This is a genomic window from Nitratireductor sp. PBL-C9, assembly GCF_050877045.1.
GTDB lineage: Bacteria > Pseudomonadota > Alphaproteobacteria > Rhizobiales > Rhizobiaceae > Nitratireductor > Nitratireductor aquimarinus.
In genome coordinates, this window is record NZ_JBPAXW010000002.1 from 416,756 (window position 1) to 441,098 (window position 24,343).

Genomic DNA, 24,343 nt, shown 5'->3' on the forward strand with positions numbered 1-24,343 from the left:
GCGGCATCGGGCCGGGCAGGCATGGGTGGATGACAGGTCTGCCGCCCGGTCCAGATCGTTCCTGTGCGTCCGGGTGGATGCAGGACGATCCAGAGCTGCGCTTGGGAGATTAGGGCGAATGACTGCAATTCTCGACACGGTTCCGCGCTTTTCCGAGGAAGAGGTGCGCCGGCTTCTGCTGGATGTGTATGGCATCGAAGGCGCGCTTTCGGCGCTGGAAAGCGAGCGGGACCAGAATGTCCGGGTGAAGACGCCGGAAGGCGCGTTCATCTTCAAGATCATCAATGCGGCTGAACCCGCCCTGGAAAGTGATTTCCAGACGGCGCTCCTGCAGCACATGGCCCGGCACGCGCCCGACCTGCCCGTGCCGGCGCTCCTGCCGACCTTGAAAGTCGAGGCGCTTGGCGAGGCGGTTTCCGCCAGTGGCGGAACGCACCGGCTGCGGCTTGTCAGCTGGATCGAGGGCATGCCGCTTGCCGAGGCGCCGCGCAGCGAGGCGGCCATGGAAAGCCTCGGCGAACTGCTTGGCCGGTTCAACAATGCGCTCAACGGTTTCATGCATCCCGGCGCGGTGCGCCCGCTGGACTGGGATCTGCGCCTTGCCGGCAACAGCCGCGCGCGGCTGGACAAGATCCGGGATGCGGATGACCGCGCGCTGGCAGAGCGCTTCATCGACCGTTTCGAAGCCGATATTCTGCCACGGCTCTCCTGCCTGCGCGGCGGGGTGATCCACAACGACGCCAATGACTGGAACGTGCTGGTCGATCCGGCGGACCACACGAAGATCTGCGGCCTGATCGATTTCGGCGATGCGCTCTACAGCGCGCTGATCTGCGAAGTGGCCATTGCCGGCGCATACGGCGCGCTCGACTGCGACGATCCGCTGGGGGCCATCGGCGCGCTGGCGGCCGGTTTCCATGCGCAGTATCCGCTGCGTGAAGAAGAGGTCGACCTTTTGTTCGATCTCGTTGCCATGCGGCTCGTCACCTCGGTGACGATCTCGGCCAGCCGCCAGTCGGAAGTGGCCGACAATCCCTATCTCGCGGTGAGCGAAAAGCCCGCATGGGATCTTCTGCGCCGGCTCGGCGCGATGGACCCGCGTTTCGCCACGGCCATTCTGCGCAATGCCTGCGGCTTCGAGGCGATGCCCGGCGCGCGCGCGGTGAAGGGCTGGCTGGCGGACAACCGCCGCAATTTCGCGCCGGTGCTGGTGCGCGCGGCGGCGAGCTATCCGACCGCCCATGTGCCGCTTGGCGACCAGAGCGACCCAATCGCCATCGCCTCGGCTGAAGAGCGGCCGGACGAGGCGCAGGCGCTCTGGGAAGACGCGGTGGGCGACGCGACGCGCATTCTGGGCATTGGCCCATGGGGCGAGGAGCGCGGCGTCTACACCAGCGAGATTTTCGAATCCCGCCTGATCGCCGGCGAGCGCCGCAGGCGTCATCTGGGGCTCGATCTTTTCCTGCCGGCGGGAGCCGCGCTTTATGCGCCGCTTGCCGGCACGGTGAAGGAAGTGGGCGTGGAGGCCGCGCGGCTTGGCTATGGCGCGGTGATGGTGCTGGAGCATGAGCCGGAAGACGGCCCGGCCTTCCTGTCGCTGTGGGGGCATCTTGCTCATGAGGTTGCGGACCGTCTGAAGGTGGGCGACCGGGTCGAGGCCGGCGCGTTTCTGGCCCATATGGGCGGGCCGAAGGAAAATGGCGGCTGGATGCCCCATCTGCACCTGCAGATTTCCTGCGACACGACGATGAGCGCCGACGACATTCTGGGTGTCGGCGAGACGCGCTATCTGGAAACGTGGGGCGAGCTCTTCCCCGACGCCAGTGATTTTGCCGGGCTTGTGGCGGTTGATGCGGGGCGGCTTTCCAAGGCCGAGATCGTGGAGAAGCGCCAGTCACTGCTCCTGCCGAACCTGTCGATTTCCTATGAGGAGCCGATCAAGTTCGTGAAGGGCGAGGGCGTGTGGCTGATCGATGACCGTGGCCGCGCCTATCTCGATTGCTTCAACAATGTCTGCCATCTGGGCCATTGCCACCCGGCGGTGGTGGAGGCGCTCGCCACACAGGCGGCAACGCTCAACACCAATACGCGCTATCTGCACGACAACATCGTCGCCTATGCGGAGCGGCTGACGGCAACCATGCCGAAGGAGCTGGGCATTGCGGCCTTCGTGAATTCGGGCTCGGAGGCAAACAGTCTGGCGCTGCGCATGATGCGGGCGCATACGGGCCGGGAGAACGCCATCGTTCTCGACTGGTCCTATCACGGCACGACGCAGGAGCTGATCGATCTCAGCCCCTACAAGTTCCGCCGCAAGGGCGGGCATGGCCCCAGGCCGCATGTGCACGTGGCCGACCTGCCGGACGCCTATCGCGCGCCGGCCGACTGGCCGCAGGAAGAGCTGGCGAAGCGCTTCGCCGCCAGCGTGGGCGAGCAGATCGACGCCATGGCGGCCAAGGGCGAGGCTCCGGGCTTCTTCATTGCCGAATCCATCCCGAGCGTTGCCGGGCAGGTGTTCATGCCGGAAGGCTATCTGGACGAAGTCTACCGCATGGTGCGCGCGGCAGGCGGCATCTGCATCGCCGACGAGGTGCAGGTGGGCTTTGGCCGCATCGGCAGCCACTGGTGGGCATTCGAGACGCAGGGCGTGGTGCCGGACATCGCAACGGTGGGCAAGCCCATTGGCAATGGTCACCCCATGGGCGCGCTGGTGGTGCGCCGGGAGATCGCGGAATCCTTCCAGAACGGCATGGAGTATTTCAACACGTTCGGCGGCAACCCGGTTTCCTGCGCGGTGGGGCTTGCGGTGATCGACACGATCGAGCGCGACGGCCTGCGGGAGAATGCAGCGGCAATCGGCGAGTATCTGAAAGCCGGCTTTGTTGAACTCCAGACGCGTTACCCCGTGATCGGCGATGTGCGCGGCATGGGCCTGTTCCTCGGCATCGAGCTGGTGGAAGACCGCGAGACCAAGGTTCCCGCCACGGCAACGGCGCGCGCCATCTGCAACGAGGCGCGGGCGCGGGGCGTTCTGATGGGCACCGAAGGGCCGCATGACAATGTGCTGAAGATGCGCCCCTCGATGATCTTCTCCAGGGCCAATGCGGACCATCTGCTCGGCGTTCTGGAAGAAAGTTTCGAGGCGGTGGCCAAGGTCTGACCGGGTCTGACCGGGCCTGACAGGGCCTGCGAAAGGGCATGGATGCGACGCTGGACCGCGATATGATCAACGGGCCTGCATGTTGACATAAAGATATCTTTATGTGATGCAGGTCCATTGTCGTATCAAGGATGAAAAGCGTCGCACATGCCGTCTATCGATGAACTGTTTGGGCCGGTCGGCGAAAAGCCGGACGGATCGGAAATCTTCGCCGCGCTGAACAAGGCCGCGCGCGAGCGCATTCTCATCCTCGACGGCGCGATGGGCACGCAGATCCAGGGCCTGGGTTTCAACGAGGATCATTTCCGCGGCGACCGTTTCACCGGCTGCGCCTGCCACCAGCAGGGCAACAATGATCTGCTCAACCTGACGCAGCCCAAGGCCATCGAGGAAGAGCACTTCCGCTATGCGATGGCGGGCGCGGACATTCTCGAGACGAACACCTTCTCTTCCACGACCATCGCCCAGGCCGATTACGGCATGGAAGACATGGTCTATGAGCTGAACCGCGACGGTGCGCGGCTTGCCCGCCGCGCGGCGATCCGCGCCGAGCAGAAGGACGGCGTGCGCCGCTTCGTGGCCGGTGCGCTCGGGCCGACCAACCGCACCGCCTCCATCTCGCCGGACGTCAACAATCCCGGCTACCGCGCCGTGACTTTCGACGATCTGCGCGTCGCCTATGGCGAACAGCTGCGCGGGCTGCTCGATGGCGGCACGGACATCGTGCTGATCGAAACCATCTTTGACACGCTGAACGCCAAGGCGGCGATCTTCGCATGCGAGGAAATCTTCGCAGAGCGCGGCGTGCGCTTGCCGGTGATGATCTCCGGCACGATCACCGACCTTTCCGGACGCACGCTTTCCGGCCAGACGCCGACAGCCTTCTGGCATTCGGTGCGGCACGCCAAGCCGCTCACCATCGGTCTGAACTGCGCGCTGGGCGCTGCGGCCATGCGCCCGCATCTGGCGGAGCTTTCGGGCGTGGCCGACACGCTGATCTGCGCTTATCCGAACGCCGGTCTTCCGAACGCCTTCGGCCAGTATGACGAAAGCCCGGAGACCATGGCTGCGCAGGTCGAGGAGTTTGCGCGCGAGGGGCTGATCAACGTGGTCGGCGGCTGCTGCGGTTCGACGCCGGAGCACATTGCCGCGATCCGCGACGCGGTGGCCAAGCACGCGCCGCGCAGCATTCCCGAGCGTGCGCCTCAGATGCGCCTTTCGGGGCTCGAGCCCTTCACGCTGACCGACGACATTCCCTTCGTCAATGTGGGCGAGCGCACCAATGTCACGGGCTCGGCAAAGTTCCGCAAGCTCATCACCGCCGGTGATTACGCGACCGCTCTGGATGTCGCGCGCAACCAGGTAGAAGGCGGCGCGCAGATCATCGACATCAACATGGATGAGGGCCTGATCGACTCCAAAAAGGCGATGATCGAATTCCTCAATCTGGTGGCGGCGGAACCCGACATCGCGCGTGTGCCGGTGATGATCGACTCCTCCAAATGGGAGGTGATCGAAGCGGGCCTCAAATGTGTGCAGGGCAAGGCCGTGGTGAACTCCATCTCGCTCAAGGAAGGCGAGGAGGCGTTCCTGCATCAGGCCAATCTGTGCCGCATGTATGGCGCGGCCATGGTCGTGATGGCCTTTGACGAAACCGGTCAGGCCGACACGGAAGCGCGCAAGGTGGAAATCTGCACCCGCGCCTATAAGCTTCTGACCGAGAAGGCCGGTGTCGCTCCCGAAGACATCATCTTCGATCCGAATGTGTTCGCGATCGCGACCGGTATCGAGGAACACGACAATTACGGTGTCGACTTCATCGAGGCGACGCGCGAGATCATTCGCACCCTGCCGCATGTCCATATCTCGGGCGGCGTGTCGAACCTTTCCTTCTCGTTCCGCGGCAATGAGCCCGTGCGCGAGGCAATGCACGCGGTGTTCCTCTATCACGCCATTCAGGCGGGCATGGACATGGGCATCGTCAATGCCGGTCAGCTGGCTGTCTACGATGCCATCGATGCCGAGCTGCGCGAGGCCTGCGAAGACGTGGTTCTGAACCGCACGCCGAAGGCCGGCGGCACGGCGACGGAGCGCATGCTGGAAATTGCCGAGCGTTTTCGCGGCACTGGCGGGCGCGAGGCCAAGGAAAAGGACCTTTCCTGGCGCGAACTGCCGGTCGAGAAGCGGCTGGAGCATGCGCTGGTCAACGGCATAACGGAATATATTGACGCGGACACCGAGGAAGCGCGGCTGAACGCCGAGCGCCCGCTGCACGTGATCGAAGGGCCGCTGATGGCCGGCATGAACGTGGTCGGCGACCTGTTCGGCGCAGGCAAGATGTTCCTGCCGCAGGTGGTGAAATCCGCCCGCGTGATGAAGCAGGCCGTGGCCGTTCTGCTCCCCTATATGGAGGAGGAAAAGAAGGCCAATGGCGGCGGCGAACGCCAGAGCGCCGGCAAGATCCTGATGGCCACGGTGAAGGGTGATGTGCACGACATCGGCAAGAACATCGTCGGCGTGGTTCTCGCCTGCAACAATTACGAGATCGTCGATCTCGGCGTGATGGTGCCGGCGGCAAAGATCCTCGAGACCGCGCGCGAAGAGAAGGTCGACATTATCGGGCTTTCCGGCCTCATCACCCCGTCGCTTGACGAAATGGTGCATGTGGCAGCCGAAATGGAGCGCGAAGGGTTCGACATCCCGCTTCTGATCGGCGGTGCGACGACCAGCCGTGTGCACACGGCGGTGAAGATCCATCCGAGCTACGATCGCGGGCAGGCGGTTCACGTGAACGATGCGAGCCGTGCGGTGGGCGTGGTCTCGAACCTGCTTTCGCCGGAAGCGCGTGGCGGCTATATCGATGGCGTGCGCGAGGAATATCGCAAGGTGACCGAGGCGCATGAGCGCTCCGAGCGCGAGAAGCAGCGTCTGCCGATCGCAAGGGCGCGCGCCAATCCGCACCGGATCGACTGGGCGGACTACACGCCGCCGCAGCCCGCCTTCACCGGCACGAAAGTGTTCGAAAGCTGGGATCTCGAGGAGCTGGCGCGCTACATCGACTGGACGCCGTTCTTCCAGACCTGGGAACTGAAGGGGCGTTACCCCAAAATTCTCGAGGACGAGAAGCAGGGCGAGGCGGCGCGGCAGCTCTTTGCCGATGCGCAGGCCATGCTGAAGAAGATCATCGACGAGAAGTGGTTCGCACCGCGCGCAGTGGTGGGCTTCTGGCCAGCCAATGCGGTTGGCGATGATGTGCGGCTCTTCACGGATGAAACCCGCGAAGAAGAGCTTGAGACCTTCTTCACCCTGCGCCAGCAGCTTACCAAGCGCGGCGGCAAGCCGAATGTCGCGCTGTCGGACTTCGTTGCGCCGGTGGACAGCGGCAAGCCGGACTGGATCGGCGGGTTCGTCGTGACGGCGGGCATCGAGGAAGTGGCAATTGCCGAGCGCTTCGAGCGGGCAAATGACGACTACAACTCGATCCTCGTGAAGGCGCTGGCCGACCGGTTTGCGGAAGCCTTTGCCGAGCGCATGCATGAGAAGGTGCGCAAGGAGTTCTGGGGTTATGCGGGCGACGAAAACTACACGCCTGAAGAGCTGATTGCCGAGCCGTATCTCGGCATCCGCCCGGCTCCGGGTTACCCGGCGCAACCCGACCACACCGAGAAGGTGACGCTGTTCAGGCTTCTGGATGCGGAGAAGAATTCGGGTGTGCAGCTGACCGAAAGCATGGCCATGTGGCCGGGCTCGTCGGTCTCGGGCCTCTACCTGTCGCATCCCGAAAGCTATTATTTCGGCGTTGCCAAGGTCGAGCGCGACCAGGTGGAAGACTATGCCGCGCGCAAGGGTATGGCCGTGGCGGATGTGGAGCGCTGGCTCGGGCCGGTTCTCAACTATCTGCCGGCCTCCTACACGGAAGCCGCCGAATAGGGCCTATTCGCGGACGGGTGCGGCGCAGACGCGCGAGCGGGTGAGAAAGCGTTTTTCGCGCCCGTTATCGAGCGAAAACATGCCGCCGCGCCCCGGCACCACGTCGATGATCAGGTCGGTGTGTTTCCACGCCTCGAACTGCGATGCGCTGATGAACACCGGCGTGTCGCCGATATGGCCCAGAAGCACGTCCTGATCGCCGACGATGAAATCGCCGCGCGGGTAGCACATGGGTGAAGATCCATCGCAGCAGCCGCCCGACTGGTGAAAGAGGACGGGGCCATGATCGGCGATGATCTCGTCCAGAAGCGCACGCGCTTCGGGCGTTGCAGAAACCTTGTCATGTCTGGCTTTGTTGGACATGGGTCTGGCGCTGGTGGACATGGGGAAGCTCCATCGAAGCGGATGCCTTCCCCCGCGAACGGGGAAAGGCCAGTCTGACGCCAGCGAAAGCCGGCTTTCCTTTTCTCAGAAGAAGCCCAGCTTCTTGGGGCTGTAGCTGACCAGCATGTTCTTGGTCTGCTGGTAGTGGTCGAGCATCATCTTGTGCGTTTCACGACCGATGCCGGACTGTTTGTAGCCGCCGAAGGCCGCATGGGCCGGATAGGCGTGGTAGCAATTGGTCCACACGCGGCCCGCCTGAATGCCCCGGCCAAAGCGGTAGAGACGGTTTGCGTCGCGGCTCCAGATACCTGCGCCCAGGCCGTAGAGCGTGTCATTGGCGATTTCCATGGCCTCGGCATCGTCCTTGAAGGTCGTGACCGAAACGACGGGGCCAAAAATCTCTTCCTGGAAGACGCGCATCTTGTTGTGGCCCTTGAAGACCGTCGGCTTGACGTAGTAGCCGCCGGCCAGATCGCCGGGCAGATGCGCCTTCTCGCCGCCGGTCAGCACTTCCGCGCCTTCCTGCCTGCCGATGTCGATGTAGCTCAGGATCTTCTCAAGCTGCTCGGAGGATGCCTGCGCGCCGATCATGGTGGCCGGGTCGAGCGGGTCGCCCTGCACGATCTGCTCCACGCGCTTCAGGGCGCGCTCCATGAACGCGTCATAGATCTCCTCATGGATGAGGGCGCGGCTCGGGCAGGTGCAGACCTCGCCCTGGTTGAGCGCGAACATGACGAAGCCCTCGATGGCCTTGTCGAAGAAATCGTCATCCTCGGCGGTGACATCCTTGAAGAAGATGTTGGGCGACTTGCCGCCAAGCTCCAGCGTGACCGGGATCAGGTTCTGGCTGGCATACTGCATGATGAGCCGGCCGGTGGTGGTTTCGCCGGTGAAGGCGATCTTGGCGATGCGGTTGGAGGATGCGAGCGGTTTGCCGGCTTCAAGGCCGAAACCGTTGACGATGTTCAGAACGCCTTCCGGCAGAATGTCGCCGATGAGATCGGCCCACAGCATGATCGAGGCCGGGGTCTGCTCGGCGGGCTTCAGCACCACGCAATTGCCGGCGGCGAGCGCAGGCGCGAGCTTCCAGCAGGCCATGAGAAGCGGGAAGTTCCACGGGATGATCTGGCCGACCACGCCCAGCGGCTCATGGAAATGATAGGCGACGGTATCGTCGTCGATCTGCGAGATGGAGCCTTCCTGGCTGCGAAGGACGCCGGCAAAGTAGCGGAAATGATCGATGGCGAGCGGTACGTCGGCTGCGGTCGTTTCGCGGATCGGCTTGCCATTGTCCCAGGTTTCCGCGCGCGCCAGAAGCTCGAGGTTTTCTTCCATCCGGTCGGCGATGCGGTTGAGCATGAGGGCGCGTTCTGCCGGGCTGGTGCGGCCCCAGGCGTCCTTGGCCTTGTGGGCGGCGTCGAGCGCCAGCTCCACGTCGGCTGCGTCGGAGCGGGCGATTTCGCCCAGCGGCTGGCCGGTGACCGGCGAGGTGTTTTCGAAATAGCGCCCGGATTTCGGCGCGACCCATGCGCCGCCGATGAAATTGTCATAACGCTTTGCGAAGGGCGCTTTCGCGCTGCGTGCGAATTCAACCTTGTTCATGAAATCCTCCCGAATTCAAACCGCGTCATGCGGCATGAAGGGAAGGGTAGGCGCGGGTTTTCCGGTGCGGCAGAGGGGGAAGAGCGGGGGCGTGCGTCACCTGTCTCAGATCTGCGACAGGTGACGCATCAAAACATCCCGGAGGGCGCTAATGGGTGCGGCCGACGCCGAGCCTGGCCATCTTGCGATGCATGGTGGCGCGGGAAATGCCGAGCTGGCGCGCGGCCTCGGAAACATTGCCGCCGGCGCTGACAAGCGCGCGCTGAAGGGCGCTGCGCTCGGCCCCGGCAAGGCCGGGCGACGCGGTCTGCGGGCCGCCCAGCACGTCGCATGCGGGCAGCGGATTGGCAAGCGGGCCGGGCGGGAGGTCGAGAAGCGCGCGGGCCGTGCGGGTTGCGCCGATCACCAGATCGTCGCTGTCGACCGCGATGAGGGCGGACGGGTCCGCCGCCGGCAGGAGCATGATGCGCGCCTGAGGATAGGCGAGGCGAAACGCCTCCGCCTCGATGCGGCGGGCGGCATCGCTGGCCGCGGTGGCGATGAGACTGACAAAGCCGTCGGTCAAGTCGGCGCGGCAGGAAGAAACGTCGAGCGCGCCCGCCAGATGGCCCTCATGATCGTAGACCGGCGCGGTGGTGCAGGAGAGAAGCGTGTTGCGGGAGTGGAAGTGCTGGTCGCGGTGGATTGTCAGCGTGCGGCGCTCCACGAGGCAGGTGCCGATGCCATTGGTGCCTTCGCTTTGCTCGCTCCAGACCGTGCCGGTCCACAGCCCCCACTGGCGGAAGGTCTCGTCATCGCCCGGCGTGCCGCGCCGTTCCATCAGGATGCCCTGCCGGTCGGCCAGAACCACACAGCAGCCGGAGCTGCCGACGGCGAGGAAAAGCTGGTCGAGCGGGGTTTGCGCGGAGCGGAGAAGCGGTTCGAGCCGTGCGCGGGCGGCCGCCAGTTCCGCATCGGAAATGCGTTCCGGGTTGCGGCGTTCGGCCGGGTCGAGCCGATGGAGCCGGCAGGAGCGCTGCCACGACGCCACGAGCGCGGACTTGGCCGAGCGGTTGGAATCGACCGCCGCCAGAACCCTGTCCGCATGATACGACAGACTGCGTCCATCCATGGCTTTCCTCCCCATGGTTTGCCTGCCACTGCCAGCCAGCGCCTCCACGCTGTCTTGGCTCCCGGCCTCCCGGGCCGTCTGACAGTGTCTTTCAGTCAGTCTCTTTGCTGGAGCGGATCTGTCAATAGACCATTGGATGAGATGCGGTGCGGGCGATGCTGAATACTCGAACCGCTATTTCCTCTGGCTGACCCGGGCGATGAAGAAGTCCAGCAGAAAGATGATGATGACGCAGAGGCCGACAGCTTCCGCAATATGAATTGCAGCCTGCGCATTGGAATAGCGCGGGCAAAAAAATGCGGTGTTCACCACCCAGAAAAATGAAAACAACACACCCCAACAGATCACCGCGATTGCGATGATCTCGATCACTCGTCCCATAGGGCCCCCACCCGAAATTACGTAGCGGCAACCTATTTAGAAATTTTCTTTCGTCAACGGTTTATTCTTAGCCGGCTCGAAATAGTTGCAGAAATGCACCGATTTCGCGCTTCTTACCGGTCGTGAAGCCTTTAAACGCGATAAAGGGTTGCCGTTTAACGGTCTTCCCCGTCCTGCCAGTCTTTTGGCAGGTTGGGCTCCTGAACCAGCGGCGCGAGCAGCACTTTTCCGTAGATGGGCGCATGGCGTTTGCGCTGGTCAGGATCTTCCTTGAAGGAGAGCGCGTATTGCCCGATCTGGTGGAAATAGGTCAGCCGGGCGCGCACAAGGCTCTCCTCCGGCCCGTATCCCATGGCGCGAAAGGCGCGTTGCAGGAGCGTGATGCGCAGGTCGTCCATGCGGGCGACTTCCTGACCGAGCGCTTTCGAGGTGCGCGACCAGTCACGCACGGCGAGATCCAGAAGCGGGCTGAAAGGGTCTTCATCCACCCAGATGTGGACGATCTCCGTGAAGAACTGCAGCCCGTCGACATCGGTGATGTCGCGCTTGGCCTCGAAGGGCGCGCAATTGGCGCGACGCCATTCGTTCAAAAGCTCTTCGTGGAGATCCTTTAGGCTGGAAAAGTGGAAATAGAAGCTGCCGCGCGTGACCTTGAAGTGGCGGGCGAGGCGGTCGATCTTGACCTCGGCGATGCCCCGCTTTTCCAGAACCTTGCGCGCCGCCTTTGCCCAGGCTTCACGGGACAGCGTCTGGCGCGATGACGTCTTCTTGTCCTTTGCGGATTTCGATGCCTTCTTCTGCGCCACGGGCTGCCTCCACTTCTGGTGCGCATTCACGCGCTGTTGTTCTGGGAACCTGCTGGTCTCTTTCCTGTCGAACGGCTTTCGCTAACAGAAGTTGCGGGGCCGGTCATCCGTAAACTCTAAAGTGGTCTGCGCACCCCGTTGGGTGCGCAGCGCCATCGTGCATTGCCGCGATTGCGTCAGGGCAGGGCGCTGATGCGCTCCAGCATGAGGTCGAAGAACGGAGCCGGATCGATCCGACGCAGCACATTGACGTTTTTCGGCTTGCCGGTGACGTGCCACCAGTCGACCACCGTCATGCCAATGGTCTCGGACGAGGAGATGTCGACCGTGACATAGCACTCGCGCTGCTCATAGGCCTGCGGAACGAGCAGATAGCCGGTGACGCAGGCATCGTGGATCGGCCGCGCCTTGGTCGGGAATTTATGATCGCCATACTGGCAGAAGAAACCGGCCATGTTGGCGGCCTCGAGTGCGGCGCGGCTGCCGGTGGCGCCCAGCGTTTCGAGCCATTCCGGCGTCATCTGTGCGGTGTAGGTGCAGTCGATGGGGGCCATGGTGACCGGCGCGCCCGAGTGGAACACCTTGTGGGCCGCATGCGGGTCGACGAAGATGTTGAACTCGGCTGCCGGCGTGGCGTTGCCGCCCTCGAAGAAGCCGCCGCCCATCAGCACGACTTCGCGGATGCGGGGGATGATGCGCGGCTCCATGGTCATGGCCATGGCGAGGTTCGTCATCGGCCCGAGCGTGCAGACGGTGATCTCGCCTTCGGGCGCGTCCATGATCGTGCGAACCATCCAGTTGACGGCGTGCTCGTCCTGCACCGGCGTCGTCGGCTCGGGGAGTTCGGCGCCGTCCAGCCCGGTTTCACCGTGGACATATTCCGCCGTCATCAGAGGCTTCACCATCGGTCCGGGGCAGCCTGCGAAGACCGGCACGTCGGGGCGGCCTGCAAGTTCCACAACTTTGAGCGCGTTCTTGGTGGTGAGCGAAAGGGGCACATTGCCGCCAACGGTCGTGATGCCAACCACTTCGAGTTCTTCCGGGGAACCCAGGGCGAACAGGATCGCGAAGGCGTCGTCCTGCCCCGGGTCGGTATCGATGATGATCTTACGTGGCGCCATGTCGGTTCCCATTTCCGTCTGATTCGGCTATTGCCGAGCACAATCCGATATGCATAAATACAGTACTGTATAGTATCTTCAAGCTGGGATGGTGGTCATGTCAACGAGTGAACGCGGCGATTTTTCGGAGATTCCGGTTCTCGACGTCTCGGGTCTTTATGGCGGCGACGAGGACGCCGTGCGCGCAGTCGCGTCGACGCTGCGCGGCTATCTGGAAAACATCGGCTTCCTCTACATCGTCGGTCACCAGATCGCGCAGGAGGACATCGAGGCCGTACGCGAAGCGAGCCGGCAGTTCTTCGCTCTGCCCGAAGAAGAAAAGCTGAAACTGCGGATCGACAAGAACTTCCGCGGTTACCTGCCGTTCGCCGGCTCCACCATCGTCACCTCGTCGGTTGCGACCGTGAGCAAGCCGAACCAGAGCGAGTCGCTCTTCTTCATGCATGAGGTCGACGCTGATGATCCGCGCGTGGCTGCCGACAAGCCGCTTCAGGGGCCGAACCAGTGGCCGGACGCCGCCTCGCTGCCGGAGTTTCGCGAGACCATCGAGCGCTATGTGGACCAGATGAACACGCTGGCCCGCAAGATGGTTGGCGCGATCTCCATCTCGCTCGGCCTGTCGCCGGACGAGCTGAACAGCCATTTCGACGATCCGACCACCTTCCTGCGCCTTCTGCACTATCCCACGCAGCCGGCGGAAGAGGGGCTGTTCGGCTCCGCACCGCACACCGATTACGGTTTCATCACCCTGCTCGCGCAGGACGATGTCGGCGGTCTCGAGGTCAAGAACAAGGGTGGCGACTGGGTGCCGGCTCCGCCGATCCCGAACTCCTTCGTCATGAATGTGGGCGACATCCTCGCCCGCTGGTCGAACGACGTGTTCGTCTCCACGCCGCACCGGGTGATCAACCGGTCGGGCCGTGAGCGCTACTCGCAGCCCTTCTTCTTCGATCCGTCGATGGAAGCGCAGATCGAAGCGCTGCCGGCCTGCGTGCCCGAGGGCGCTGCACCGAAATACGAGCCGGTGCTCTATGGGGATTACCTGATGGAGCGCATCGACAAGAACTATCATTACCGCAAGAAGAAAGCCGCTGAAGAAGCTGCGGCGAACTGATCTTCGCGCTTGAAACGGCCTTGATCGTCCCGAAGGACGCCAGGGCCGTTTTCAAAGGGATTATGCCTCGGGGGCTGAGGCATATATGGATAAGTCCAGAGGAGAACGGGTATGAACAAACATGTTTCGCAGATGGCGGGCCTCGGCCTTGCCGCACTGATGGGGCTGAGCGCTTCGGCATCGGCTTCCGACATTCCGGTTGCGCCGGAAGTCACGGAAAGCGGCAAGCTGTCGGTCGCCAACACGATCGATTTCGCGCCTTTCGAGTATCTTGATGCAGACGGCAAGCCGACCGGCATCATCATCGAACTGGCCGGCGAAGTCGCCAAGCTGGTGGATGCCGAGCTTGATGTGCAGCGCACCCCGTTCCCCTCGATGATCCCCGGCCTGGCGGCCGGTCGCTTCAAGATTGCCTGGGAAACCTTTTCGGCCAAGCCCGAGCGCCTGGAGCAGGTCGACTTCGTGATGTTCATCAAGGCCGGCATCGCGGCTTCGACATCGCCGGAGAAGAAGGACGACTTCGCCGGCGACATGCCGCTTTGCGGCAAGCGCGTGGGCGTGTCGGCGGGCAGCGGTTCCGACTTCCTGGTCGACAAGCTGAGCGCCGAATGCACCGAGAATGGCAAGGAAGCGATCGACAAGTCGGTGTTCAACACGTCGACGGACATCATTCAGGCCGTGCTCGCCGACCGCATCGACGCCCGCGTGGATGACGCGACCGCATCGAGCTATTTCGAGGTCACCAGCAATGGCAAGCTCGTCGTTCTGCCGACGCTTTATGACGTCGCGCCGCTTGGCCTCGCCATTGCGAAGGGCGATCAGGCAACCGCCGACATGATGGTCGCGGCACTCGCCGAACTGTTCGAGAACGGCACCTATCAGTCGATCCTCGACAAGTATGGAATGGGCGCCTACGCGATCAAGGAACCCTATTTCGTCGACACCATGGACGCGCTGCGGGCCGAGTAATCGGCCTGTAGTCCCACTGTAGCGAGTTTGGAGAAACGATGAGCAAGGTTGATACGAGCAAGGCTCGGCCCCAGCCATCCGTGGTGGAGGAGGTCGACCGTCTCGTCGTCGTGCCGCGCCGCAATTACGGCATCTGGATCGGGACGGCGTTCACCCTGGTGCTATCGTACTTCATCCTGCGCGCCTTTGCCGTCAACCCGGCCTTCGGATGGGAGACAGCCGCCGGCTACCTCTTCCATCCGTCGATCATGAGCGGTCTCATGACCACGCTGGTGCTGACGGTCGTCATCATGTTCCTGGCGATCGTCATCGGCACCATCGTCGCGGTGATGCGCGTGTCGCCGAGCCCGGTGCTGCGCAGCTTTGCGGGCGCCTATGTGTGGTTCTTCCGCGGCGTGCCGGCGCTGATCCAGCTGATCTTCTGGTTCAACCTGGCGCTGCTGGTGCGCGAATTCTCGCTGACGCTTCCTTTCGTCGGCGAAATCTTCTCGATCCGCACCAATGATTTCATGACGCCTTTCTTCTCCGCCGTTGTGGCGCTCTCGCTTTGCGAGGCGGGCTACATGGCCGAGATCATCCGCGCCGGCATCAAGTCGGTGCCGACCGGCCAGTCGGAAGCGGCAAGCGCACTGGGCATGCCCTACCGCAACATCCTGAAGCGCATCGTGCTGCCGCAGGCCATGCGTTTCGTCGTGCCGCCGACGGGCAATGAGGCAATCAATCTTCTGAAGCTGACCTCGCTGGTGACGTTCATCGCCGTGGACGACCTGTTCTATTCGGCGCAGTCGATCTATGCGCGCACCTTTGAGACCATTCCGCTGCTCATCGTGGTGGCCGTCTGGTATCTCGCCGTGGTCTCGATCATGTCGGTGGGGCAGCATTTCCTGGAGCGCCATTTCGGCCGCAGTGAAACCCGCAGCCAGTCCCTGACCACGCGCTTCCTGCGCAATGCCTTCGGAACACGCGCAAAGGGAGCGGCGACATGAGCAACACTCCATCTGAAAACCGCGCCCGCTTCGGCGTGCCGGAAGACTCCATGGTGTTCGCGCGCGGCGTGCGCAAATCCTTCGGAACGCTGGACGTTCTGAAGGGCGTGGACATCGACGTTCCGAAGGGCTCGGTCGCCTGCATCATCGGGCCTTCCGGCTCCGGCAAGAGCACATTCCTGCGCTGCATCAACCATCTGGAAAAGCTGACCGGCGGCATTCTGCTCGTCGACGGCGCATTCGTTGGCTACGATCTGCGCAAGGACAGGCTCTATGAGGTGAAGGACAACGAGCTTTGCCAGCGGCGCGCCGAGATCGGCATGCTGTTTCAGTCGTTCAACCTGTTCTCGCACATGACGGTGATGGAGAACCTGATCGAAGCGCCGGTGCATGTGCGCCGCGTGCCGGTGGAGCAGGCCAAGAGCGAGGCGCTGGAGCTGCTCGCCCGTGTCGGCCTGTCCGAGAAGGTCGACAGCTATCCGCGCGAACTCTCCGGTGGCCAGCAGCAGCGCGTGGCCATTGCCCGCGCCATGGCGATGAAGCCCAAGGTTCTGCTTTTCGATGAACCCACTTCCGCGCTCGATCCCGAGCTTGTGGGCGAGGTTCTGCAGGTCATGCGCGATCTTGCCGAAACCGGCATGACCATGGTGGTGGTGACCCATGAAATCGGCTTTGCCCGCGAGATCGGCGATCAGCTGATCTTCATGGATGGCGGCGTGATCGTCGAAGAGGGCAACCCGCGTGAAATGATCGCCAATCCGCAGTCGCCGCGCACGAAAGAGTTCCTCTCCAAGGTGCTCTGATCCGGTTTGCCGGGGAATTAATTTCAGGTGCTTTCGACCCCGTCTCCCGTTCTGCCGGAAGGCGGGGTCAGCTTTTTGATTTCTCGGGGTTAGAGTGCTCCCCCTTTTCCTGGAATTGCAAAAACGCCCTCATTCATTGCTCTTGCGCAATTCCGGACGGAAAACCGGTTCCCACTTTTCCTGGAATTGCTCTGCTCGTGCTGTTGAGCAGATCTCACGGGCGCCATGCCTCTTCCACAATCAACATGCTTTCAACGGACAGACGGGATGAATCCGCGCCTGCGGCCTTGACACGGGCGGCGACTGTCTCATTAAATGAAAGCGCTTTCACTTTTGAGGAGAGGGGGGACGTTGAATCAGCTCTGGGTTACGCTTCGGCCGCACCTGCCCTTCATGCTCGACGGGTTTCTGCTCACCGTGTTCGCCTGTACGCTGGCAATCATCGGGGCGGTTCTCATCGGGGCATTGATGGCGTCGCTTCGCACGTCCGGAAACCGGATCGTGCGCGGGGTTGCGTTCGCCTATAGCGACGTGTTCCGCAACACGCCGTTCATCGTTCAGCTTTTTTTCTTCTTCTACGGCCTGCCGGAAATCGGCATCTATATCGGCGCGTTCGAGACCGGGGTGATCGCCCTGTCGATCATCGGCGGCGCGTTTGTTTCCGATGTCATCCGCTCGGGCATTCTGGCGGTGGATCAGGGGGTGATCGAGGCGGCGAAGGTGAGTGGCCTCAGCCGCTGGACCATTTTTACAAAAATCGTTCTGCCGATTGCGCTGCGCACCTCCGTGCGCCCGATGGGCTCGGTGCTGATCAACATGGTTCTGACCTCCTCGATCCTGTCGACGATCACGATCAATGAACTGACGGGCACCGCCAAGATCGTGGCTTCGACCACCTTCAAGCCCTTCGAGGTCTATCTCGTGCTGCTCGTTCTCTACGCCTCGCTCACCTATGCGCTGTCGCTTCTGATCAACACGGTTCACAGGCGGCTCAACCGGGCGATGGATACGGGAGGTGCGGCATGAGGTATGCGGACTTCACGCCCTACGATCTGGTGCTGCTTGCGCAGGGGCTGGGCGCCACGGTGGGGCTCTTCACGCTCACCACGCTTGTCGGGCTTCTGATCGCGGCGCTTTTCACCCTGGTGGATTATTACCGCGTGCCGGTGCTGCGGCAGGTGATTGTCACGGTCAGTGAAGCGCTCAAGAACTCGCCGGTTCTGGTTCAGCTCTTTCTGGTGTTCTTCGGGCTGCCGGCCTTCTTTCACATCAACATGACGCCATTCGTGGCGGCATCGCTCACCATCAGCCTGAACACGGCAGCGTTTGCATTCGTGATCTTCCGCTCGGGCATCGATGCGGTGGAGGCGGAGCAGGTGGCGGCGGCAAAGGTCTATGGGCATTCGCGCTGGCAGATCCTGCGCTTCGTGCTTCTGCCGCAGGCTGCCGCGTTCTCCATCGGACCGCTGGTCGGCCTTCTGGTGAACCAGCTTCAGGTCACATCGCTGATCTCGGTCATCGGCGTGTTCGATCTGACCAAGATCGGCAACATTCTCAATCTGCGCACGCTCGAGCCGTTCATCGTGTGGACCGTGGTGGGGCTCCTCTACTACGCGCTGGCAAAGCTTCTGGCGAGTGTGGGCGCGCGCATTGAAAAGCGGCTGCGCAGGTCGGTCGTCTGGGAAGGAATCTGACATGATTGTCATTGAAGACGTCGAAAAGCGCTTTGGCGAAACGACGGTCCTGAAGCGCATCAACCTGACCATCGAGCCGGGCGAGGTGGTGACCATTCTGGGCTCGAGCGGTTCGGGCAAGTCGACGCTGATCCGCTGCATCAACGGGCTGGAGGCCCTCTCTGGCGGGCGGATCACCGTCGACGGCAATGATGTGTCCACCAAGGCGGGGCTCGCGGCGGCGCGGCGGCGCTCGGCGACGGTGTTCCAGCTGTTCAATCTCTACCCGCACATGACGGCGCTGGAGAACATCACGCTGGCGCCGATCAACGTTTTGAAGAAGCCGCGTGCGGAAGCCGAGGCGCGGGCGCGCGAACTCCTGAAGCTGGTGGGGCTCGCCGATCTCGCAACGGCCTATCCGCAGCGCCTGTCGGGCGGCCAGCGTCAGCGCGTGGGCATCTGCCGGGCGCTTGCGATGGACCCGCATTACCTGCTGCTGGACGAGGTGACGAGCGCGCTCGATCCGGAGATGACGGGCGAGGTTCTGGACATTCTGGCCGAGCTTGCGCGCGGCGGCACGACGATGCTGTTCGTGACCCACGAGGTCGAGTTTGCGCGGCGCATTTCCAGCCGCATCGTTTTTCTGGAGCAGGGCGAGCTCATCGTCGACATGCCCACCGAACGTTTCTTTGCGGAGGATGGCGGCTTTGCCGTGCCGCGCATCCGCCAGTTCCTGACCAAGATGAAGAAAGACTGACGCGTGATACTTCTTGCCAATTGCGAGGCCGAAGCCGGATTTTCCGAATCCATTACCGACCTGAAGAACGGGAAATCCGCCGTGGATGCGCTGGTGCGCGGCATCGGCTTCGTGGAGGCCGATCCGAAGGTGCGCAGCGTCGGCTATGGCGGCTGGCCCAACATGCTGGGCGTGATGGAATGCGACGCCGGCGTGATGGACGGAACGACCCGCGCCGTGGGCACGGTGGCCGCCGTTCCGCGCACGCTGCATGTGGCCGCGCTCGCCTGCGAGGTGATGCGCCGGCTGCCCCATGTGATGCTGACCGGAGAGGGCGCTCGCAGGTTTGCAGATGAAATCGGTTTCACGCCTGACGACATGCTCTATCCGGACAGCAAGCGCGTCTGGTGGGAAAAGCTCGACGGCCTGATGACCGAAGAACAGAAGGGCGCTTTCCCCGACACACCGCTGGCGGGGCTTCTGGGCGCGATCACCGACCCCGAGCGGGTGCGCGACACGACCGTGTTTCTGGGGCAGGACCAGACCGGCGGGATTGCGACCGTCACCTCGACTTCGGGCTGGGCGTGGAAATATCCGGGCCGCGTGGGCGACAGCCCGATCCCCGGCGCAGGCTTTTACGCCGACAGCCGCTATGGCGCGGCGGCGTGCACGCATACCGGCGAGATGACCATGCGTTCGGCGACGGCACACGCAATCGTGCACGGCATGAAATGCGGTCTGTCTCTCGACGACGCGATCCAGAGCGCAGCCGACGATCTGCTCGCGCTCGACACCGGTTTCATCGGCGAAGTGGTGATCCACGCGCTCGACACGCACGGCAATCACCGTGTCGTCAATCTCCATGGCCAGGGCACCGTTGCCTACTGGTTCTGGGAGCCTTCCATGGCCGCTCCGGAAAAGCGGCAATCGCAACCGATCTGATTTAAGAAGGAGGAGTTCAATGAAATCTCTCGTGAAGAAGACCATCGTGGCGCTGGCGGCCTGTGCCGCGCTCGCCGGACCGGCGGCAGCCGGCATGCTGGATGACATCATCGAGCGCGGCAAGGTGCGCATCGGCGTGTCGCTGGGCGGCGAGCCCATCGGCTTCCGCGACGACAAGAACAACCCCGTCGGCTACGACGTGGACGTGGCCACCCTGCTTGCCGAGAAGATCGGCGTGCCGGTGGAGTTCACCGACGTTTCGGGCGATGCGCGTGTTTCGATGCTGGTTTCCGGCCAGCTCGACATCGTGGTCGCAAACACGTCTGCAACGCTGCCCCGCGCCAAGGCGGTGAGCTTCTCGATCCCCTACAACCGCGCCGGCCTGCGCGTGATTGCCCAGACCGATGCAGGGATCAAGACCCTCGCCGACCTCGATGGCAAGCGCGTCGTTGTGGGGCGCGGCACCACGGGCGAAGCCTTCCTGAAGCGTGAAGTGCCGGGTGCGGAACTGGTCTACACCGACACGTTCTCGCCGGATGGCGTTCTGCTGCTGCGTCAGAAGCGCGTTGACGCCGGCATCGAGGATTCCTCCATGCTCGACTATCTCGCAGCACAGGAAGAAGGTCTGGTCACGGTGCCGGGTCTCTATTCCAACGATCCGATCGGCATTGCCGTCGCCAAGGGCGATCCGGATTTCGTGCGCTGGCTCGACATGTTCGTCTCGGACTACATCCAGTCCGGCGCCTATGAGGCAAACTACAAGAAGTGGTGGGGCGAAGACGCCAACCCGCCGGAGCTGAACCCGCTCTGGTAAACCCGAACGGCCCGCTGGCGAGCAATCTTGCCGGCGGGCATTCTCATTGATCGAATGTCGGTTTGTCAGCCGGTGCTGCGCTCGACGAAACGGGTGCGCAGTTCATGCACTTCCGGGTGGTCGCGATAGCCGGCGGGGTCCTTCAGAAACATCGAAATGCCATGGATCAGTTCCGCCTTGTCAAAGCCGATCGAGGAAATGTCGAAGGCGTTGAAATTGGCGTTCACCACGGCGTCGAACCCGTAAAGACGATAGTCGCGCGGCGGCAGAAGATCGCGCGCCCTCAGCCCGTCCATCATGCCCATGGCCATGGCGTCCGAGGTGCAGAAAATAGCATCGGGAAGGCTAGCGCCGTCGATGCGGCCGGCAAGGGCAAGCCCCGACGCATAGGAATAGTCGCCCTGCAGCTCCTGAACGAGATCGAGACCTGCCCCGGCGCAGATGTCGCGATAGGCCTGAATGCGGGCCTGCTCGATGAGCGAGGTCTGACGGCCGGTGACCAGCGCGCCGGTCTTCGCCCCGCTTTCCAGCGCGCGCGTCACGGCCTCGCGAATGCCTGCCGCCTCGTCGATGGTGATGTAGGCGGACTTGGCGTCGAAGCGCCCGTTGAGCATCAGAACATTGTCGCTGTGGAACAGCGTGCGCACGCCTTCGGCGTCGGCGAAGTCGGAAAAGACGAGCGCTGCATGAACGTGAAACGCGGCGCTGTTGCGCAGAAAATCCTCGATCTTCTCGGTGTTGCCGACACGGATGATGACGGCCTGCTTGCCGAGCGCCTGGATCGCTTCGAGCAGCGGGTCGAACAGGTCGAGATCGGAAAGATCGGTGATGTGGTTGACGATGACCGCCACCATGTCGAGCGAATTGGTGGCCAGGCCGCGCGCCAGCGGGTTCTGGTTGTAGCCAAGCTCCGCGGCGGCCTTCAGAACACGCTCGCGCTTCTCGCGCGAGACCGGACGGCGCTCCGGCGAGAGCGCACGGGAGACAATCGCCGGCGCCACGCCCGCCCGCTTTGCGACATCGGCAATCGTCGGCCTTTTGCGTCGCGCGGGTTTGTCTTCGGGCATGGATTTTTCCGGTCTTCTTGTAATGTTCTGGCCTTCGCGGCCTTATGCCATCAAACACGAAAGAATTGAAATGATATGTTGTTTTGACATCGGCGGGTCCAAGGCCATCGTTGCCGACATGGGATCGGACAACAGGCCTGTCATTCGCGGCAGGCAGGCGACGCCCGCGCGTGATTACGACGCTTTTCGCGAAACGGTGAAGGCGATGGCAGGCGAGGGCGATGCGCCGGTGGGCATCTCCATCGCGGCGGTGATCGATCCCGTGACCGGGCTTGCGCGCAGCGCCAACATTCCCTGCATCACCGGTCGCAACGTGGCCGCAGATCTGCGCGAAACACTCGCGCGCCCGGTCTATGTCATCAACGATGCAAATGCTTTTGCGCTCGCCGAAGCGCAGACGGGCGTGGGCGTCGGACACCGGCAGGTGCTCGCCGCAATCATCGGAACGGGCATTGGCGGCGCGGTGGTGATCGATGGCCGGGTGATGACGGGCGCGACCGGCAACGCGGGCGAATGGGGCCACGGCCCGGCAAGCGCCATGCGCACGGGCACCGTTTTGCCTGCGATTGAATGCGGCTGCGGCCAGGTGGGCTGTGTCGACACGCTGGGGGCTGCGCGCGGCATCGAGCGGCTGCACCGGCACCTGCATGGCATCGAGAGCGACAGCGTGACGATCCTTGCGCAATGGCATGCCGGCGAGGAATGGGCGACACGCACCGTCGATGTCTTTCTCGACATTGTCGGCGGCGCGCTGGCCAACATCGTCAACATGGTCGATCCGTCCATCATCCCGGTCAGCGGCGGGTTGGCGCAGGATGAAACACTCATTGAAGCGCTTGATAGAGAGGTGCGTCAGCGCTGCCTGATCGAGCGCAGCGAACGGCTGCTTGTCCCGGTTCAGGGCGGGGCGGAAAAGGCACTGGTGGGCGCTGCAATCTTTGCAAGGGAGGCACACAATGCAGGCAACGCTTGAGGTTTGCGTGGACACGCTTGAAGGCGTGGAAACCTGCGTCGAAGGCGGGGCGGACAGGATTGAGCTGTGCTCGGCGCTGCCGCTTGGCGGGCTGACGCCATCGCTTGGCCTGATGCGGGCGGCGGCAGGGTGCGGAGTGCCGGCCTATGCCATGATCCGGCCGCGCCAGGGCGATTTCTGCTTTGGCGCGCGTGAGGTTGCGCTGATGGTGGATGACATTGCGGCGGCGCGGGGTGCGGGCCTTGCCGGCGTGGTTCTGGGGGCGGCCACCGCTGACGGCCATCTCGACGAAGCCGTGCTTTCGGTGCTCTGCGCGGCGAGCGAGGGCATGGGGCGCACCCTGCACCGCGTGATCGACACGGTGGAAGACCGGCTGGCGGCGATCGACACCGCCATTGCGCTTGGCTTTGAGAGAATTCTCACGTCAGGCGGCGCATTGACGGCCATTGACGGGCTCTCGGCACTCAAAGACATGCAGGCGCATGCCGGCGAGCGCATCGAGATCATGGTCGGGTCCGGTGTCGCTCCCGAGAATGCCGTCGCGATTTCCGAGCGGACGGGCATAAGCGCGTTTCATGCGTCTTGTGGAATCTCTGTGCCCACCGATGCGCGGCTCGCCGCATTCGGCTTTGCGCCGCAGACCGCGCGCCGGACCTCGGCGGAGAAAATCCGGCAGATGAAGACGGTGCTCGAAGGCCTTTAGAGCGGTTCATCGATTTGTGGAAACGATGAACCGCCTGGTGGCCGGATCAGGAGGCGTAGCCCGTGAGGAACGAAGTCAGATTGTCTGACAGCGCGTCACACAGATAGCCGCCTTCCTGCACGATCACGCTCGGCAGGCCGAGGCTGGAGATCGCCTCCGCCATGCGGGCGAAGCCCGGCGTGCTGACGGACAGTCCGCCGAAGGGGTCGCCCTCGAATGCATCAAGGCCGAGCGCCACGACCAGCGCGTCCGGCGCAAAGGCGCGGATACGGCGGAAGGCAGGCTGAAGCGCTTCCAGAAACGCTTCATCACCCGATTTGCGCGGCAGCGGCAGGTTGAGATTGTAGCCAAGGCCCGGTCCTTCGCCACGCTCGTCGGCGTGCCCCCAGAAGAAGGGGTAGAAGCGCACGGGGTCGGCATGGATGGAGACGGTGAGCACGTCGGGCCGGGCATAGAAAATGCCCTGCGTGCCATTGCCGTGGTGCAGGTCGACATCGAGAATGGCGACGCGGGCAGCCTGTTTGCGAAGATGCTGCGCGGCGATTGCCGAATTGTTGAAGAAGCAGAAGCCGCCGGCGGCATCGGCAAAGGCGTGGTGGCCGGGCGGGCGCGAAAGCGCATAGGCGGCGGGCGCACCGCTCATCACGGCTTCGGCGGCTTCCACAGCACTCCACGCGCTCCAGCAGGCGCTGTCCCAGGTCTCGGCCGAGATGGGGCAGGCGGTGTCGGCCATGTGGTAGCCGGCCTGTCCCACGGCAGAAGCCGGGTAGCGGCCATTGCGGCCAAGCGGGTGAATGTTCGGGATCACCTCTTCGGATGCGCCCTCGATGCGCTGCCAGCGCGTGTAGATGTGCTCCAGAAAGTCCAGATATTCCGGCGTATGGATGGCTGCGATGGGACCGCGCCCGTGTTCGCGGGGACGCTCGATGGCGCAGCCGGCGGCCTTTGCGCCCAGAAGAAGACGCTCGGTCCGCTCGGGCTGTTCCGGGTTCGGCTGCGGCGCACCGCTGGAGAGGAAGGCTTTCGGATTGTGCTGTTTCTGCTCTACGGCGTAGAAGGCTTTCATCA

The 24,343-nt window shown here is 63.3% G+C and carries 21 protein-coding genes; 13 read left to right on the forward strand and 8 right to left on the reverse strand.

Annotation, left to right across the window (positions count from 1 at the left end):
• Positions 1–118 precede the first annotated feature (118 nt).
• Both ACRTG1_RS05845 and metH read left to right on the forward strand, forming a co-directional pair.
• Positions 119–3,160, forward strand: a complete 3,042-nt coding sequence (locus tag ACRTG1_RS05845) for an aminotransferase class III-fold pyridoxal phosphate-dependent enzyme (RefSeq protein ID WP_432515897.1) — start codon at positions 119–121, stop codon at positions 3,158–3,160.
• Between the two features lie 147 nt (positions 3,161–3,307).
• Positions 3,308–7,090 (forward strand): methionine synthase, encoded by a 3,783-nt coding sequence (gene metH / locus ACRTG1_RS05850; RefSeq protein WP_432515898.1) that lies wholly within the window; start codon positions 3,308–3,310, stop codon positions 7,088–7,090.
• A gap of 3 nt (positions 7,091–7,093) precedes the next feature.
• Here metH and ACRTG1_RS05855 read toward each other — a convergent pair whose 3' ends face one another.
• From ACRTG1_RS05855 to ACRTG1_RS05880, 6 genes are all read right to left on the reverse strand, one after another.
• Positions 7,094–7,474: a DUF779 domain-containing protein gene (locus ACRTG1_RS05855; protein ID WP_224873615.1), complete on the reverse strand. Its 381-nt coding sequence runs from the start codon at positions 7,472–7,474 to the stop codon at positions 7,094–7,096.
• A gap of 84 nt (positions 7,475–7,558) precedes the next feature.
• Positions 7,559–9,076 (reverse strand): aldehyde dehydrogenase, encoded by a 1,518-nt coding sequence (gene adh, locus ACRTG1_RS05860; protein ID WP_432515899.1) that lies wholly within the window; start codon positions 9,074–9,076, stop codon positions 7,559–7,561.
• 148 nt (positions 9,077–9,224) lie between these two features.
• Positions 9,225–10,187, reverse strand: coding sequence for a helix-turn-helix domain-containing protein (locus ACRTG1_RS05865; protein WP_113154137.1), 963 nt, complete (start codon positions 10,185–10,187; stop codon positions 9,225–9,227).
• A gap of 174 nt (positions 10,188–10,361) precedes the next feature.
• Positions 10,362–10,559, reverse strand: a complete 198-nt coding sequence (locus tag ACRTG1_RS05870; RefSeq protein WP_206554305.1) for a hypothetical protein — start codon at positions 10,557–10,559, stop codon at positions 10,362–10,364.
• A 164-nt stretch (positions 10,560–10,723) separates the two neighbouring features.
• Complete coding sequence (locus ACRTG1_RS05875) at positions 10,724–11,374, reverse strand: TetR/AcrR family transcriptional regulator (RefSeq protein ID WP_317089443.1); 651 nt, start codon at positions 11,372–11,374, stop codon at positions 10,724–10,726.
• Positions 11,375–11,550: 176 nt separating this feature from the next.
• Complete coding sequence (locus ACRTG1_RS05880) at positions 11,551–12,495, reverse strand: nucleoside hydrolase (protein WP_113156163.1); 945 nt, start codon at positions 12,493–12,495, stop codon at positions 11,551–11,553.
• Positions 12,496–12,592: 97 nt separating this feature from the next.
• Here ACRTG1_RS05880 and ACRTG1_RS05885 point away from each other — a divergent pair, with 97 nt between their 5' ends.
• The 9 genes from ACRTG1_RS05885 (at position 12,593) to ACRTG1_RS05925 (ending at position 20,532) form a co-directional block, all read left to right on the forward strand.
• Positions 12,593–13,609, forward strand: coding sequence for an isopenicillin N synthase family dioxygenase (locus tag ACRTG1_RS05885; protein ID WP_432515900.1), 1,017 nt, complete (start codon positions 12,593–12,595; stop codon positions 13,607–13,609).
• 111 nt (positions 13,610–13,720) lie between these two features.
• Positions 13,721–14,578: an ABC transporter substrate-binding protein gene (locus tag ACRTG1_RS05890; protein ID WP_317562114.1), complete on the forward strand. Its 858-nt coding sequence runs from the start codon at positions 13,721–13,723 to the stop codon at positions 14,576–14,578.
• Between the two features lie 38 nt (positions 14,579–14,616).
• Positions 14,617–15,564 (forward strand): amino acid ABC transporter permease, encoded by a 948-nt coding sequence (locus ACRTG1_RS05895; RefSeq protein ID WP_206544586.1) that lies wholly within the window; start codon positions 14,617–14,619, stop codon positions 15,562–15,564.
• Complete coding sequence (locus tag ACRTG1_RS05900; RefSeq protein ID WP_113154141.1) at positions 15,561–16,367, forward strand: amino acid ABC transporter ATP-binding protein; 807 nt, start codon at positions 15,561–15,563, stop codon at positions 16,365–16,367. Before ACRTG1_RS05895 ends, ACRTG1_RS05900 begins: the two co-directional genes overlap by 4 nt.
• 351 nt (positions 16,368–16,718) lie before the next feature.
• Positions 16,719–17,393, forward strand: coding sequence for an amino acid ABC transporter permease (locus ACRTG1_RS05905; RefSeq protein WP_222473790.1), 675 nt, complete (start codon positions 16,719–16,721; stop codon positions 17,391–17,393).
• Positions 17,390–18,061, forward strand: coding sequence for an ABC transporter permease subunit (locus ACRTG1_RS05910; protein WP_432515901.1), 672 nt, complete (start codon positions 17,390–17,392; stop codon positions 18,059–18,061). Before ACRTG1_RS05905 ends, ACRTG1_RS05910 begins: the two co-directional genes overlap by 4 nt.
• Before the next feature lies 1 nt (position 18,062).
• Entirely contained in the window at positions 18,063–18,797 is a 735-nt protein-coding gene (locus ACRTG1_RS05915) for an amino acid ABC transporter ATP-binding protein (RefSeq protein ID WP_432515902.1), read from the forward strand.
• A gap of 3 nt (positions 18,798–18,800) precedes the next feature.
• Positions 18,801–19,718, forward strand: a complete 918-nt coding sequence (locus ACRTG1_RS05920) for an isoaspartyl peptidase/L-asparaginase (RefSeq protein ID WP_283800198.1) — start codon at positions 18,801–18,803, stop codon at positions 19,716–19,718.
• Positions 19,719–19,737: 19 nt separating this feature from the next.
• Positions 19,738–20,532 carry a transporter substrate-binding domain-containing protein gene (locus tag ACRTG1_RS05925; RefSeq protein ID WP_113154146.1) on the forward strand — a complete coding sequence of 265 codons (795 nt, stop codon included), beginning with the start codon at positions 19,738–19,740 and terminating at the stop codon, positions 20,530–20,532.
• Between the two features lie 65 nt (positions 20,533–20,597).
• Here the strand turns inward: ACRTG1_RS05925 and ACRTG1_RS05930 are convergent, their stop codons facing one another.
• Positions 20,598–21,599: a LacI family DNA-binding transcriptional regulator gene (locus ACRTG1_RS05930; RefSeq protein WP_206993942.1), complete on the reverse strand. Its 1,002-nt coding sequence runs from the start codon at positions 21,597–21,599 to the stop codon at positions 20,598–20,600.
• Positions 21,600–21,669: 70 nt separating this feature from the next.
• On the opposite strand from ACRTG1_RS05930, the gene ACRTG1_RS05935 reads away from it, so the two are divergent.
• Complete coding sequence (locus ACRTG1_RS05935; protein ID WP_432515903.1) at positions 21,670–22,572, forward strand: ROK family protein; 903 nt, start codon at positions 21,670–21,672, stop codon at positions 22,570–22,572.
• Entirely contained in the window at positions 22,556–23,275 is a 720-nt protein-coding gene (locus ACRTG1_RS05940; RefSeq protein ID WP_432515904.1) for a copper homeostasis protein CutC, read from the forward strand. Before ACRTG1_RS05935 ends, ACRTG1_RS05940 begins: the two co-directional genes overlap by 17 nt.
• 46 nt (positions 23,276–23,321) lie before the next feature.
• Here the strand turns inward: ACRTG1_RS05940 and ACRTG1_RS05945 are convergent, their stop codons facing one another.
• Positions 23,322–24,341, reverse strand: coding sequence for a histone deacetylase family protein (locus ACRTG1_RS05945; RefSeq protein ID WP_113156166.1), 1,020 nt, complete (start codon positions 24,339–24,341; stop codon positions 23,322–23,324).
• Positions 24,342–24,343: the final 2 nt, after the last annotated feature.